Raw genomic sequence first — 14,040 nt, 5'->3', positions numbered from 1 at the left:
AACTGTGCGCGCACCGCCCGCGACGGGAAGCGGCAATTTTAGAATGCTGCCATGACTGCCACTTTGCCTCCTCTCCCAAACCCGCCTGATACCACTGCTGCCCATGCCCGTTTTTGGGCGGTTATTCCTTGTGCTGGCACGGGTAGCCGGGCCTTGCCTGCGGCCCTGCCGCATGGACAGGCGGTGCTGCCCAAGCAGTACCAGCAGGTGGCCGGTCAGCCTTTGGTGCTGCATACTTTGACCGCTTTTGCCTTGGTGCCACGCATACACTCCACCCTGGTGGCCGTGGCAGCGGGTGACCGTTTTCTGGATGCTTATCCTTCAAGCGCGTTCTTTTTGGCCGAATGCGGTGGCCCCACGCGCGCCGAGACCGTACTCGGTGGTTTGCGCGTACTGCGCCAGCAAGGGGCACAGGAGTACGATTGGGTCTTGGTGCATGATGCCGCGCGTTGCCTGATTACGCCGCAGCAAATAGATGCCCTGATAGATGCTTGCGCCATCGACAGCGTGGGCGGCTTGTTGGCGCACAAACTGGCCGACACCCTGAAAACCTCTATCACCGGCATGGCGGGCTTGCGCGTGGGTAGCACCTTAGACCGCAATGACAAATGGCTGGCGCAAACGCCACAGATGTTCCGTTTGGGGCTGCTCTACCAAGCGCTAGAACAAGTGGGGCCAGCGGCCACCGACGAGGCCAGCGCGATAGAGGCACTGGGCTTACACCCCTGCTTGGTGCCGGGCAATGCGCTCAATTTCAAAGTCACCTACCCCGAAGATTTCACCTTGGCCGAGGCCGTGCTGGCGCAACGCGCCCATGCACCCACGCTAGACCGCTTTGGCGGCGAGCGCGGCTTGGCCAGCGATGCCCCACCACGTACCATTTTTTAAGGAAAAATAGATGAACTTCAGAATTGGCGAAGGCTGGGACATCCACGCCTTGGTGCCGGGCCGCCGCTTGGTATTGGGCGGCATCGAGATAGCCCACCACAGTGGCCTGCTAGGGCATTCGGATGCCGATGCGCTCTTACACGCCATCACTGATGCGGTGTTGGGGGCGGCTGCCTTGGGCGATATTGGCAGCCATTTCCCAGATACCGATGCCGCCTTTCGCGGGGCTGATTCGATGGCGCTGTTGGCCGAGGCGGTGCGCCGGGTGCGCGCCCAAGGCTACCAGATTGGCAATATCGACAGCACCATCATTGCCCAAGCGCCACGCATGGCCGCGCATATTCCGGCCATGCGCCAAGCCATCGCCCAAGGGCTGGGCTTGCCGTTGGCACACATCAACATCAAAGCCAAAACCGCCGAACGCCTCGGGCCAGTCGGGCAAGGGCTGGCGATAGAGGCGCGGGCGGTGGCTTTGTTGTTCAGCCCGACGCTGGGTTAGCGTTGGGCGGTAATTGGCGCTTCACTTGGGGGCGTTGCAAGCGTTGCTCTGGGTCGGTGCCGTTGGGCAGGTCATGGGCGCGTTGCAATTGCACATGCGCCACCAAGCCGCCAGCGCTGGAGTTGGCCAAGGCAAACACCCCACCCATGCGCTGCACGGTTTTATCCACAATGGATAGCCCCAGCCCAGCCCCTGCGGCGGCGGTACGCGCCAAATCACCCCGAAAAAACGGCTTGGTCAGGTTGGCCAGATGCTCGGCCGGTACGCCGGGGCCGTGGTCGCGCACCTTGAGCAGCGCCCAATTTTCGTTGCCCTTGGCCACAATATCGACATGGGTAACGCCGGTGCTGTCGGGGGTTTTGCCGTAGCGGCGCGCGTTTTCTAGTAAATTAGAAACAATGCGCGCCAGCTCAACCTCGTCGGCCAGCACGTTCAGGTCTTCGGGCACGGTCATGCTAATTTGCAGTTCACGGTGGTTTTGCACCGCATAGACGCAAGAGGCCACCACGGCCTGCAAATTAACCGGGCGCAATTTGACATGGTCGGGCCGGGCGTAATCCAAAAATTTGTCGATGGTGGCATCCAGTTGCACGATGTCGGCCACCATATGTTCGCGTGCTACCTCGTCCGAGACACTCATCTCGGTCTCTAGCCGCAAGCGTGCCAGCGGGGTACGCAAATCGTGCGAGATACCGGCCAGCATCACGGCGCGGTCTTGCTCTAGCTTGGCCAGCTTTTCTGCCATGCGGTTAAAGCCGATATTGACCTCGCGGATTTCATCCGTCACCGCCTCTTCGTCCAAATGGCTGGCGGCAAAATCACCATCTTGCACTTTGTTGGCTGCATACGAGAGTTGCTTGAGCGGCTGGTTAATCAGGCGCGCAATGGCCGCTGCACCGGCCAGCGATAACACCCCGGCGGTGACCAGCCAAAACAGCCATGCTGTACTGCGCGCCGTGGACAGGCGTTCGCTGTCCATACGCAACCATTTTGGCTCGCGGCCCACCTGAAAGCCCACCCACAAGCCAGCATCCCCATTCACACTACCCGCCAGCAAGGCACTGCGGCCCAAGCGTTGGTGGATGGCTTGCTGCAAACGTTGGTTCATGGTGGAGGAGGGCAGCGCGACGAACTGGTCTTCGGGCAGGCGTGCCAGCACGCGCACCCCTTCTTGCTCGGCCAGCTGCTGGAGCAAGGTGGCGCGGCTTGCGGGGTCGGACTGCAGTAAGGCCGTGCGGCTGATATTGACCAGCGATGCCAACAACTGTGCTTTGTCCAAATGCCGAGGCTCAAACTCTAACTCGTGCAGCGTCTTTAGCCACGCCAAAATACTGACCACCAACAACAAACCCAGCAGAAAAAAAGTGCGCCAAAATAAATTCAGGCGCATACGCTTGCTGGCTTCGCGCTGCGTTTTGTTGGGTTGCAGGGGTGCTGGGATGGTCGCGTCGGGGTAGGGGGTGTGGTTGTTAGTGGTTGCCATCGGGGACAAAAACGTAGCCCACCCCCCAAACGGTCTGGATGTAGCGCGGCGTGGTGGCATCGTCTTCAACCAGCTTGCGTAAGCGCGAAATTTGCACGTCTAGGCTACGGTCAAAGGGTTCAAACTCGCGGCCACGCGCCAGCAGAGCCAGTTTTTCACGCGATAGCGGTTGGCGTGGATGCCGCACCAGTGCCTTGAGCATGGCAAACTCGCCCGTGGTTAAAGACAATTCTTCACCACTCTTTTGCAAGGTGCGCGTGCCCATGTCAAAAGTGAAGGGGCCAAAGGTAGCGACCTCGTTCTCGCCCGAGGGCGCACCCGGCGCCTCGGGGGCGGGGCGGCGGCGCAGCACCGCATGGATGCGCGCCAGCAACTCGCGCGGGTTAAAGGGCTTGCCCAAGTAATCGTCCGCGCCCACTTCTAGGCCGACGATGCGGTCCACATCTTCGCCCTTGGCCGTGAGCATGATGATGGGCGTGCGGTCATTGGAGGCGCGCAAACGCCGACAGATGGACAAGCCATCTTCGCCCGGCATCATCAAGTCCAGCACAATCAAATCGGCGGTTTCGCGCAGCAACAGGCGGCTTAATGCCTTGCCGTCTTCGGCCACCATGACTTCAAAGCCCTCTTGTGCCAGGTAGCGGCGCAGCAGGTCGCGGATGCGGGCATCGTCATCGACAATCACAATTTTGTCGGCCCGGTGGTTGGTGCTTGCCATTTTTTGGTATCCCGTAATTATTTATTTTTTTCAGCAAAATTGGTAACAAGGGGCATTGTTACAAGTTTGCACGGGCTTACCCCAGAATTTGCTGGCCTTATCTGACCAAAGGTTACACATTTTGCGATTGAGTCGCAATTTATTGTGCTGCCCAGCCGCCATCCATGTTCCAAGCCACACCGCGCACATTGTTGGCCGCAGCGGAACAGAAAAATACCGCCAGCGCGCCCAGCTCTTCAGGGGTGGTAAATTGCATGGATGGCTCTTTTTCGCCCAACAGCAAACGCGTGGCTTCTTCGTTCGAAATGCCCAGCGTGGCTGCTTTGGCATCGACTTGCTTTTGCACCAGTGGGGTCAGTACCCAGCCGGGGCAAATGGCATTGCAAGTGATGCCGCTGGTAGCGTTTTCTAGCGCGGTGACTTTGGTCAGGCCGACGATGCCATGTTTGGCCGCAACATAGGCCGCCTTTTGGGCCGAGGCCACCAACCCATGCACCGAGGCCAAATTGATGATGCGCCCCCAGTTGGCCGCCTTCATGGCGGGCAGTGCCAGCCGGGTGGTATGAAAAGCGCTGCTCAAATTGATAGCGATGATGCTATCCCAGCGCTCTACCGGAAAGTCCTCAATATTGGCCACATGCTGAATACCGGCGTTGTTGACCAAAATATCCACGGGACCAAATTCTGCGCGGCAATAGTCAAACATGGCTTCAATCTCGCTGGGGCGCGACATATCGGCACCGTGGTAGCCTACGCGGGCACCATTGCCCGCAGCAGCGGCCAGCACCTCGGCGCGCGGTGCCTCTACATCGCCAAAACCATTCAGTACCACATGGGCACCCTGGGCCGCCAAAGCCTTGGCAATACCTAAACCAATGCCGCTGGTCGAGCCGGTAACGAGTGCTGTTTTGCCTTTAAGCATGAAATCTCCTGCGAATGAATTACGATGGAATAAGAAACGGCTAAGTTTTTAGCCCCATTATCCTGCCACGCCTCCCGGAGCCACACTGATGATTGAACCTACGCTGAACTACGTACCCTGCCCCGTGGCTGCACCCGCAGGCCAACCCCAAGCCGTGCGCCGCATGGCCTATTGGGAGTGGAACGCCACCGGCAACCCCCAGCATCCGCATGTGGTGCTGTGCGTGCATGGTCTGGCGCGCCAAGGGCGAGATTTTGATGTGCTGGCGCGCAGTTTAAGCACCCAAGCGCGCATCATTTGCCCCGATGTGGCCGGACGCGGCCAAAGCGACTGGCTGGCCGACCCCCAAGGCTACCAAGTGCCACTGTATGGCATGGACATACTCGGGCTGCTGGCCCAATTGCACCAACAAGCCCCCATCCGCACTTTGGATTGGGTGGGTACCAGCATGGGCGGCCTGATTGCGATGGGTTTGCTGGGCCAGCCTGAGCTGCCTTGGCCGGTGCCAGTGCGCCGTTTGGTACTCAACGATGTCGGCCCGGTGATTGAATGGGACGCGCTGGCGCGCATTGGCGAGTATGTCGGGCAGATGGAGCATTTCGACAGCGTAGAACAAGCCGCACAAGCGCTGTGGGAGATGGCAGGCGAGCATTTTGGCCCGCACACCCCCGAGCAATGGCTGGCCCTGTGCCGCCCGCAGTTGCGCCCGCACCCCCAAGGCGGCTGGACGCTGCACTACGACCCGGCCATTGCCGAACCCTTTCGGGCTTTGGCCCAAGCCACCCCCGAGATGGCCCAAGCGGGCGAGGCCGCCATGTGGCAACTTTATGAACACATCACGGCACAAACCTTGCTGCTACGCGGCGCACAGTCCGATTTACTCTCTGCGGCCACGGCGACTGCCATGACCCAACGCGGCCCCAAAGCGCGCTTGGTAGCGTTTGAGCATGTAGGCCATGCCCCCACCTTGGTAGCCGCAGAACAGGTGGCCGTGGTGCGTGATTTTTTATTTTCCGAGCAATAGCCGACCCAGGTGGCGCATGATTCTTTCTCCTAGTCCAGAGCCCGAAACCTTGCCAGAAGGGGCGTTAATCGCGCCTTTGTTTGCCGTTACCGCTCAAGCCTTACCCGAACAAGAAAACGCTTTGGTGCGCGCGCGTGCCTTCGCCGAACCCCTGATTACCGATGAAACCCTGCCCACCGGCGAGAACATCTTAGAACACGCCGATGCCGTAGCCGCTATCCTCAAAACCATTGGTGGCTCCGAAGCCATGCAGGCGGCTATTTATCTGGTTTATGCCGGTATGCACCTCAACCGCCCGGAAGAGGTGATTGCCAAGGCATTTGGGCAAAATTTTGCTACTTTGGCGGTAGAAAGCACCAAGCTGATGCGGCTGCAAGAGCGCACCCGCGCCGTACACCCTTCGGTGCAGCAAATCAACGACCCGGCGGTACAGACCGAAAATGTACGCAAAATGCTGCTGGCGTTCTCGCGCGATTTGCGTGTCATCATGCTCCGGCTGGCCTCGCGCTTGCAAACCTTGCGCTACCACGCCGCCAGCAAAACCCCGGTGCCGCCCAGCATCTCACACGAGGCGCTGCATGTATTTGCCCCCTTGGCCAACCGCTTGGGTATTTGGCAAATCAAATGGGAGATGGAAGACCTGGCCTTTCGCTTTTTAGAGCCAGAAACCTACCGCGAAGTAGCGCAACTGCTGGATGAGAAGCGCGCGTGGCGCGAAGTCTATATGGCGCAACTGCGCGACCGGGTAGAAACTGAGTTGCGCGCGCGCAGCATCAGTGCCAGCGTGCAAGGGCGGCCCAAACACATTTACAGCATCGTCAAAAAAATGCGTGGCAAGTCCTTGCATTTTGACCAACTGTTTGACTTGCGCGCCTTGCGCGTGATTGTGCCCACGGTGCGCGATTGCTACGCCGCCCTGAGCTGGATTCACGCCCAATTTGAATCCATCGCCGAAGAGTTTGACGACTACATCGCCAAACCCAAACCCAACGGCTACCAATCGCTACACACCGTGGTGCGCGACGAAGGCGGGCGCACGATTGAAATCCAAATTCGCACCCAAGCCATGCACGACCATGCCGAGCATGGCGTAGCGGCCCACTGGGCCTATAAAGAAGCTGGCACCAAAGGCTATGCCGGGGTATCGGCCAGCGGCGACTACGATGCCAAAATTGCCGTGTTGCGCCAACTGCTGGCTTGGGAGCGCGACTTGGTGGGGGCACCACAACAACAAGGCTTGTTTGACGACCGCATCTACATCTTCACCCCGGATGCTGCGATTGTCGAATTGCAACAAGGCTCCACGCCGGTCGATTTTGCCTATGCCGTCCACACCAATCTAGGCCACCGCTGCCGGGGGGCCAAAGTCAACGGCACGATGGTGCCACTCAACACCCAGTTGCAAAACGGCCAAACCGTAGAAATCATTGCCACCAAAGAAGGCGGCCCCTCGCGCGATTGGCTCAATGCCGATTTGGGCTACCTCAACAGCAGCCGAGGCCGCGCCAAAGCCCGTGCTTGGTTCAATGCCCGTGCCTTGCACGAAACCGTGGCCCGTGGCCGCGAAGCGGTAGAAAAACTGTTACAGCGCGAAGGCAAAACCGCCATCCGCTTAGACGACTTGGCCGAACAGCTGGGTTTCAAATCCGCCGAGGCTTTGTTTGAAGTGGTGGGCAAAGACGAGTTCTCGTTGCGTAACATTGAGAATTTACTGCGCCCACCCGAGCCACCCCCCGACATCGAAGACTACCTGCTGCTCAAAAAAGCCCGCCACACCGACCGCACCCCCAAAGGTGGCGTGCTGGTGGTCGGGGTAGAGTCACTCATGACGCAGTTGGCCAAATGCTGCAAACCGGCCCCCCCTGACGACATTCGGGGTTTTGTCACCCGAGGCAAAGGGGTCAGTGTGCATCGCGCTGATTGCAGCAATTTTCATGAACTGGCCGCCCGCACCCCTGAGCGCGTGATTGATGTCGAGTGGGGTTTGCCCAAAATTTCCGCTGTGGCTTCGGTCTATCCGGTCGATGTGGTGGTGCAAGCCTCCGACCGCCAAGGCTTGTTGCGTGATATTTCCGAAGTCTTTGCCAAAGAGAAAGTCAACGTCATTGGCGTACAAACCCAAAGCGTCAAGGGCACGGCTTGGATGACCTTCACGGTCGAAGTATCGGATGCTGGGCGCTTGAAGCGGGTTCTAACTGCCGTGGCGATGGTGCCGGGGGTACGTGCCGCGCGGCGGCGTTGAGATTTTTGGCAAAAAATTGCCAAGCAATTGCCAAGACCGTGTTTTTTGCTGCTACAATAGCGTTCTCTGTTAATTCAGAGGCGCGTAGCTCAGCTGGTTAGAGTACCACCTTGACATGGTGGGGGTCGTTGGTTCGATTCCAATCGCGCCTACCAGATTTAAAAGCCTCCATGAGAAATCTTGGGGGCTTTTCTATTTGCTGCCTACCCATAGTGCCATACCACTTATTACCCTTGTGGGCTTGGCTTCAGGGACATTAAAAGCTGGTAGCATTCCTATGCACTGTGTCACTGTGTTACATCACGGTACACCCACAACAAAGCATGGTTTTATTTATTATCCACCCAGGAGAAAAATTTCTTGATTCACTCCGACTGGAATAATTCGACTTTCTGGTTTTCAGCCCTGCTCGGTTTAGCGGGCGCTTTGGCCGTGCTGCTGGTAGGTAGCACTGGCTGGCTGGCTTGGCTGTTGGCTGTGGTCTTGCTGCTGGCTGGTGCTGGGCTAGGCTGGCTTATCCACGCGCAACACAGCCGCCAGCAAGCCGCCTTATTGGCTCAATTTTTAGCTGGCCAGCGCGAATTTAGCGAAAAAGTTACCCCGGTCTGGGCCGGGCATATCAGCAACTCGCGCACGCAGATGGAATCGGCCATTACCGCCCTGACGCTGCGTTTCAGCGAAATTGTGCAGCGCCTAGAAAACACCGTTTCTGCCGCCAGCCAAGCCACCACCTCGGGCGATAGCCAAGGCCTTGATTTGGTGCAGGTGTTGGCACAAAGCCAACAAGAACTTACCCAAGTGCTGGCCTCGCAAACTTCGGCCATGCACAGCATGGCGGGCATGTTAGAGCAGGTGCAATCGCTCAACCAGTTCACCAAACAATTAGAAGACATGGCGACCGATGTCGCCAAAATTGCCGCCCAAACCAACTTGCTGGCCCTCAACGCCGCTATCGAAGCTGCCCGCTCTGGCGAGCATGGTCGGGGTTTCTCGGTGGTGGCCAAAGAGTTTCGCATGTTGTCTAACCAATCGGGCGAAACCGGCCAGCGCATTGCCAGCATGGTCAAGGTGATTAGCGAAGCCATCACCAACACCTGCCAAACGGCGCAACAATCGGTCAACCAAGAAGACCAAGCCATGCAAGCCTCGCAAGAGCGCATCACCACAGTGGTAGAAAATTTCCGCAACATTGCCGGTGGCCTGATGGCCTCCAGCGATTTGCTCAAGCAAGAAAGCATGGCCATTCATGGCGAAATTGGCGAGGCTTTGGTCAATTTGCAATTCCAAGACCGGGTCAGTCAAATTTTGGTACAAGTAGAGCAAAACATTGGTCGCATTCCAACCTACTTTGCCGAACACGAGCAAGACTGCCTACAACAGGGCAATGTCGCCGCGCTCAATTCTGAAGAATTTTTGGCCGAAATGCGTAAAAGCTACGTCATGAAAGACCAGCATTTGGCGCACGAGCAAAAAAACATCGCCCCCTCCAGTGCTAACAAGGCTGGGGCAGAAAAAACCGCCACCCCCACAACCCCGTCCGCTGCGGACGACGATATTACTTTCTTCTAGGAGGGAAAATGGCCAAAACAATCATGATTGTTGACGATTCCGCCTCTATCCGTATGGTAGTTGGCATTGCCTTGCGCGGTGCTGGCTACGAGGTGATTGAAGCCAAAGACGGCAAAGATGCCTTAGATAAATTGACTGGGCAAAAAGTGCATCTCATCATCAGCGATGTCAACATGCCCGTGATGGATGGCATCAGTTTTGTCAAAGCGGTGAAACAACTGGCCAATTACCGCTTCACGCCCATCATCATGCTCACCACCGAGTCCGATGAATCCAAAAAACGCGAAGGCCAAGCGGCAGGGGCCAAGGCTTGGGTGGTAAAACCCTTCAAACCCGAGCAAATGCTGGGTGCGGTACAAAAATTGTGTTTGCCTTAAACTTTAACGTCGTCTGCACACCATGACTACGACTGCCGCCGCCCCCCACACCAGCTTGCGTATGGCTGGCGAAATGACCATTTACCGCGCCGCAGAACTCAAGCAGCTGTTACTTGAGCCTTTACAACAACCCGGCGCCACGCTAGAAGTTGATCTCTCGGGTGTCACAGAGTTGGATACTGCGGGCTTGCAACTGCTGATATTGGCCAAGCGCACTGCCCGCAAGCAAGACGGGCAATTGCGCCTCATGGGCCACAGCCCGGCGGTGCTGAATGTATTTGATTTGCTCAATTTAGCCGCCTATTTTGGTGATGATTTAGTCATCGCACAGCCGCCGCCCACTTCAGCGCGCCATTAAGCACAGGGGCACTCCCGGCAAAGGTGTTTTTTATGAACCTCGACCAAGCCCTGCAAACCTTCATTGTCGAAAGCCGAGAGCTGCTCGAAGACATGGAAAATTCCCTGCTCACCCTAGAGCAGGCCGAAGAAAAAACCGAACTCATCAACGCTATTTTTCGGGCAGCGCACACCATCAAAGGCTCCTCAGGGCTGTTTAGCCTCGATGGCGTAGTGGCATTTACCCATGTGGCCGAAAGCGTCCTAGACCGCGTGCGCGATGGTCGGGTCACCATCTCAGACCAACTCATTGCCCTGTTACTCTCCTGCTGTGACCATATCAGCGCCCTGATTGATGCGGTAGCCACCGGGCAAGATACTTCGGATGCCACGCTCACGGCACAAGGGGCACCGTTGTTAGAGCAACTGCGTAGCTATTTGGCCGCCGCACCCGCCGCGCCCACCAGCTCGGGCCTTGCTGCTACGCCAGCGCCCACCGCACAACGCCTGCCCTCTGCCGCCTCACCCCAAGACCACTGGCATATTTCGGTACGCTTTGCGCCCAACGTGCTACGCAATGGCATGGACCCCCTGTCGTTTTTTCGCTTTTTGCAAACCTTGGGGCAAATTGTGGAAATGCTGGTGCTGGAGGACAAGCTACCCGATGCCGCCGACATGGACCCCGAAGATTGCTATCTGGGCTATGAAATTGAATTCAGCAGCAACGCCACCAAAACTACCATCGAGGGCGTGTTTGAATTTGTACGCGATGATTGCCAGCTGCAAATTTTGCCTCCCCACAGCCGCACCAGCGATTACATCCGCATCCTAGAGCAAGAATCGCACGAAGCCTCCGCCCGCATTGGCGAGATGATGGTGCATTGCGGTGCCCTGACCCAGCAAGAACTGGACATGGCCTTGCAAACACAGGCCGCATCACTCCCCCCTGCGCCACTGCTGGGCAAGGTACTACTAGAGCAGCAATCCGTCCCGCCCGAAATCGTAGAAGCTGCTATCAAAAAACAAGCCCAAGTCAAGGAGATGCACGCCCAAGAAAGCCGCTCCATCCGCATTGATGCCGATAAACTAGACCAACTGATTAACTTGGTGGGCGAACTGATTATTGTCGGTGCTGGTGTGAATTTGGTAGCGCAGCGTGCCAACATCACCGAATTACAAGAACACACCTCTAAATTGTCTGGTTTGGTAGAAGAGGTGCGCGACAGCGCTTTGCAACTGCGGATGGTCAAAATTGGGGCCACCTTTAGCCGCTTTCAGCGTGTGGTACACGATGTTTCGCGCGAATTGGGCAAAGACATTGTTTTGCTTATCAACGGCGAAGACACTGAACTCGATAAAACCGTGGTCGAGAAAATCGGCGACCCGTTAATGCACTTGGTTCGCAACTCAATGGACCACGGCATTGAATCCGCAGCCGAGCGCCAAGCCCGAGGAAAACCCGCCCAAGGCAGTTTGCGTCTCAATGCTTTCCATGATTCTGGCAGCATTGTTATTACCGTAGAAGATGATGGAGGTGGCCTCAAGCGTGAAAAAATTCTCAGCAAAGCGATTGAGCGAGGCTTGCTGGAGTCAGGCCACCACCTAACCGACAGCGAAGTCTATGCCCTTATTTTTGAGCCAGGGTTTTCTACCGCCGATAAAGTTTCTAACCTGTCTGGCCGTGGTGTAGGTTTAGATGTAGTGAAACGCAATATTGCAGCTTTGCGCGGTAGTGTGGCCATTCAAAGCACCGAAGGGCAAGGCACTACGGTGTCAATTCGCTTGCCCTTGACCTTGGCCATTATTGATGGATTTTTGGTCGAAGTGGATACCTCGGTGTTTGCTATTCCATTGGACATGATTGAAGAATGTGTGGCTTTTTCTGAAGAGCCAGGCCACAATTACACCAATCTGCGGGGTGAAATTTTGCCATTTATTCGACTGCGTGAGCTGTTTGATATACGCACCCCGCCCAAGCGCCGTGAAAATATTGTGGTACTGAAGCATTCAGGGCAAAAAGCTGGGCTGGTGGTGGATACCCTGTTGGGTGAGTTTCAAACCGTCATCAAGCCCCTGGGCAAATTATTTAACCAAGCGCGCTGTATCAGTGGTTCTACCATTTTAGGCAGCGGTGAGGTGGCCTTGATTTTGGATGTGCCTGCTTTGATACAGCAAGCCACCCAAGGCCATGCAGAGCGCAAAAAAAACGGAATCTCTGGCGATGATTTAAATCATCTATTGCCAAAAACTTGACATCGGAACCAGAAAGAAATTCTATGTTTGGAAATATGAAAATTGGCACTCGATTAGCAATTGGCTTTTCAGCCATGTTAATCTTTTTGGTTGTCGTGGTCGGTATTGGCATGTCACGCATCAATCAAATTAATGGCGATATTCGATCTTTGGTGCAACAAGATTTTCCAAAAACAGTCATAGCCAACGGAATCATTGAAGCCATTAATGTCAATGCGCGTATTATACGCAACATTCATATTTTCAAAGACGAAGAGGTACAAAAAGAACTGGATCGTCTGCCAGCACAAAGCAAGCAGGTCACTGAAAATGTCGCTAAATTAGAAAAAATGCTCGAAACTGATGCTGGACAAGCGGCACTGCAAAAGGTGAAAGATGTTAGGGCTGCTTATGTGAAAGACATGGAGCGCTATATTGCTTTTATTAAAGCCGGTCAACGCGAAGAAGCTACCGCTATGCTTTCGGGTGCCTTGCGTGCAAGCCAAGCAGACTATATCGCTGCCGTACATGCAATGGCAGAGGGGCAGACCGCATTGATTGTGAGCCGTGGCAAAGAGGCAGAAGAATTGGCCTCAGCTGCCGAGCGTTTATTGCTCATTTTAGCGGTGGCTGCTGCTGCTTTGAGTGCTGTCTTAGGTTGGCTGATTACGCGCAGTATTACCGAACCCACACGCCAATTGATGAACCATGCCAATGATATGGCTGCGGGTAATTTTGGCAATGCACTGACACTGAATCAACAAGATGAAATGGGTGTGCTGGCGCAATCATTGCGCTCTATGCAAGCAGCGGTTCAAGCCATGATGGCTGATGCGAGCTTGCTCTCTAAGGCGGCAGTAGAAGGAAAACTGGCCACACGGGCTGATGTAACGCAACACCAAGGTGATTTCCGTAAAATTGTGCAGGGGGTTAATGATACGCTGGATGCAGTGATTGGGCCGCTGAATGTAGCCGCCAAATATGTCGATGATATTTCGCATGGAGCCATTCCAGCCAAAATCACTGAAACCTACAATGGCGATTTTAATACCATTAAAAATAACCTGAATACCTGTATTGATGCCGTTAATGCTTTGGTCAGTGATGCAACTATATTATCTAAAGCTGCGGTGGATGGTAAATTAGCCACCCGTGCCGATGCCAGCAAACACCAGGGTGATTTTCGTAAAATTGTACAGGGTGTCAATGAAACCCTGGATGCCGTGATTGGGCCACTGAACGTTGCTGCCAAATATGTCGATGATATTTCGCGTGGTGCTATTCCAGCTAAAATCACTGACAGTTATAACGGCGATTTCAATACACTCAAAAATAACCTCAATACCTGTATTGAAGCCGTCAATGCTTTGGTGACCGATGCCGCCATGCTGTCTAAGGCTGCGGTGGATGGAAAATTGGCCACCCGTGCCGATGCCAGCAAACATCAAGGTGATTTCCGTAAAATTGTGCAAGGTGTCAATGAAACTCTGGATGCCGTGATTGGGCCGCTGAATGTGGCGGCCAGTTATGTTGCCCGTATTGCAGTCGGTGACGTGCCTCCGATTATTACCGATAGCTACAATGGTGATTTCAATACCATTAAAAATAATTTGAATGCCTGCATTGAAGCCACCAATCAACAAGCAGTCGCTGCACAGTCTATTTCCAAGGGTGATTTATCGGTGTCAGTGAAGGTACGCTCTGAGCAAGATATTTTGGCCAAGAGCTTGCTGGATGTAATTCGTGCCGT

11 protein-coding genes, 1 tRNA gene and 1 pseudogene are annotated in these 14,040 nt (G+C 55.5%); 10 read left to right on the top strand and 3 right to left on the bottom strand.

Going from position 1 to position 14,040, the window contains the following annotated elements; all coding sequences use genetic code 11:
* The first annotated feature begins 51 nt into the window (after positions 1-51).
* Both ispD and ispF read left to right on the top strand, forming a co-directional pair.
* The gene (ispD, locus tag PHX60_RS10810) at positions 52-888 is read left to right on the top strand and encodes a 2-C-methyl-D-erythritol 4-phosphate cytidylyltransferase (protein WP_300077297.1); all 837 of its coding nucleotides are present in this window, start codon (positions 52-54) and stop codon (positions 886-888) included.
* A gap of 10 nt (positions 889-898) precedes the next feature.
* Positions 899-1,387 (top strand): 2-C-methyl-D-erythritol 2,4-cyclodiphosphate synthase, encoded by a 489-nt coding sequence (ispF, locus tag PHX60_RS10805; RefSeq protein WP_300077296.1) that lies wholly within the window; start codon positions 899-901, stop codon positions 1,385-1,387.
* Here the strand turns inward: ispF and PHX60_RS10800 are convergent.
* The 3 genes from PHX60_RS10800 to PHX60_RS10790 form a co-directional block, all read right to left on the bottom strand.
* Positions 1,368-2,870 carry an ATP-binding protein gene (locus PHX60_RS10800; RefSeq protein WP_300077295.1) on the bottom strand — a complete coding sequence of 501 codons (1,503 nt, stop codon included), beginning with the start codon at positions 2,868-2,870 and terminating at the stop codon, positions 1,368-1,370. The two genes, ispF and PHX60_RS10800, sit on opposite strands and share 20 nt — an antisense overlap.
* Positions 2,857-3,588, bottom strand: coding sequence for a two-component system response regulator OmpR (gene ompR, locus PHX60_RS10795; protein ID WP_300077294.1), 732 nt, complete (start codon positions 3,586-3,588; stop codon positions 2,857-2,859). Before ompR ends, PHX60_RS10800 begins: the two co-directional genes overlap by 14 nt.
* Before the next feature lie 139 nt (positions 3,589-3,727).
* A complete protein-coding gene (locus PHX60_RS10790; RefSeq protein ID WP_300077292.1) occupies positions 3,728-4,510 on the bottom strand; it encodes a 3-hydroxybutyrate dehydrogenase in 783 nt (260 codons plus the stop codon).
* Positions 4,511-4,598: 88 nt separating this feature from the next.
* Here PHX60_RS10790 and PHX60_RS10785 point away from each other — a divergent pair, with 88 nt between their 5' ends.
* The 8 genes and pseudogenes from PHX60_RS10785 to PHX60_RS10750 form a co-directional block, all read left to right on the top strand.
* Positions 4,599-5,534: an alpha/beta hydrolase gene (locus PHX60_RS10785; protein WP_300077291.1), complete on the top strand. Its 936-nt coding sequence runs from the start codon at positions 4,599-4,601 to the stop codon at positions 5,532-5,534.
* 16 nt (positions 5,535-5,550) lie between these two features.
* Entirely contained in the window at positions 5,551-7,776 is a 2,226-nt protein-coding gene (locus tag PHX60_RS10780; RefSeq protein ID WP_300077289.1) for a bifunctional (p)ppGpp synthetase/guanosine-3',5'-bis(diphosphate) 3'-pyrophosphohydrolase, read from the top strand.
* Between the two features lie 78 nt (positions 7,777-7,854).
* Positions 7,855-7,931, top strand: a tRNA-Val gene (locus PHX60_RS10775).
* A gap of 205 nt (positions 7,932-8,136) precedes the next feature.
* Positions 8,137-9,345 carry a methyl-accepting chemotaxis protein gene (locus PHX60_RS10770; RefSeq protein ID WP_300077287.1) on the top strand — a complete coding sequence of 403 codons (1,209 nt, stop codon included), beginning with the start codon at positions 8,137-8,139 and terminating at the stop codon, positions 9,343-9,345.
* A gap of 8 nt (positions 9,346-9,353) precedes the next feature.
* A complete protein-coding gene (locus PHX60_RS10765; protein ID WP_300077285.1) occupies positions 9,354-9,722 on the top strand; it encodes a response regulator in 369 nt (122 codons plus the stop codon).
* A 22-nt stretch (positions 9,723-9,744) separates the two neighbouring features.
* The gene (locus PHX60_RS10760) at positions 9,745-10,080 is read left to right on the top strand and encodes an STAS domain-containing protein (protein ID WP_300077284.1); all 336 of its coding nucleotides are present in this window, start codon (positions 9,745-9,747) and stop codon (positions 10,078-10,080) included.
* 32 nt (positions 10,081-10,112) lie between these two features.
* On the top strand, positions 10,113-12,311 hold the full coding sequence (locus tag PHX60_RS10755) for a chemotaxis protein CheA (protein ID WP_300077282.1): 2,199 nt from the start codon (positions 10,113-10,115) through the stop codon (positions 12,309-12,311).
* Positions 12,312-12,334: 23 nt separating this feature from the next.
* Positions 12,335-13,918, top strand: a pseudogene (locus PHX60_RS10750) (MCP four helix bundle domain-containing protein); the annotation flags it as partial.
* Between the last annotated feature and the right edge of the window lie 122 nt (positions 13,919-14,040).

Source organism: Giesbergeria sp. (assembly GCF_028686475.1).
Lineage (GTDB): Bacteria > Pseudomonadota > Gammaproteobacteria > Burkholderiales > Burkholderiaceae_C > Simplicispira.
Note: the sequence above shows the minus strand (reverse complement) of the source record. Positions and strands in the feature narration are given on the sequence as shown.

What these genes read in the sequence shown, in the direction of transcription:
- ispD (WP_300077297.1), top strand. Translation starts at nt 52, where the DNA reads ATGACTGCCACTTTGCCTCCTCTCCCAAACCCGCCTGATACCACTGCT.
- ispF (WP_300077296.1), top strand. Translation starts at nt 899, where the DNA reads ATGAACTTCAGAATTGGCGAAGGCTGGGACATCCACGCCTTGGTGCCG.
- PHX60_RS10800 (WP_300077295.1), bottom strand. Translation starts at nt 2,870, where the DNA reads ATGGCAACCACTAACAACCACACCCCCTACCCCGACGCGACCATCCCA.
- ompR (WP_300077294.1), bottom strand. Translation starts at nt 3,588, where the DNA reads ATGGCAAGCACCAACCACCGGGCCGACAAAATTGTGATTGTCGATGAC.
- PHX60_RS10790 (WP_300077292.1), bottom strand. Translation starts at nt 4,510, where the DNA reads ATGCTTAAAGGCAAAACAGCACTCGTTACCGGCTCGACCAGCGGCATT.
- PHX60_RS10785 (WP_300077291.1), top strand. Translation starts at nt 4,599, where the DNA reads ATGATTGAACCTACGCTGAACTACGTACCCTGCCCCGTGGCTGCACCC.
- PHX60_RS10780 (WP_300077289.1), top strand. Translation starts at nt 5,551, where the DNA reads ATGATTCTTTCTCCTAGTCCAGAGCCCGAAACCTTGCCAGAAGGGGCG.
- PHX60_RS10765 (WP_300077285.1), top strand. Translation starts at nt 9,354, where the DNA reads ATGGCCAAAACAATCATGATTGTTGACGATTCCGCCTCTATCCGTATG.
- PHX60_RS10760 (WP_300077284.1), top strand. Translation starts at nt 9,745, where the DNA reads ATGACTACGACTGCCGCCGCCCCCCACACCAGCTTGCGTATGGCTGGC.
- PHX60_RS10755 (WP_300077282.1), top strand. Translation starts at nt 10,113, where the DNA reads ATGAACCTCGACCAAGCCCTGCAAACCTTCATTGTCGAAAGCCGAGAG.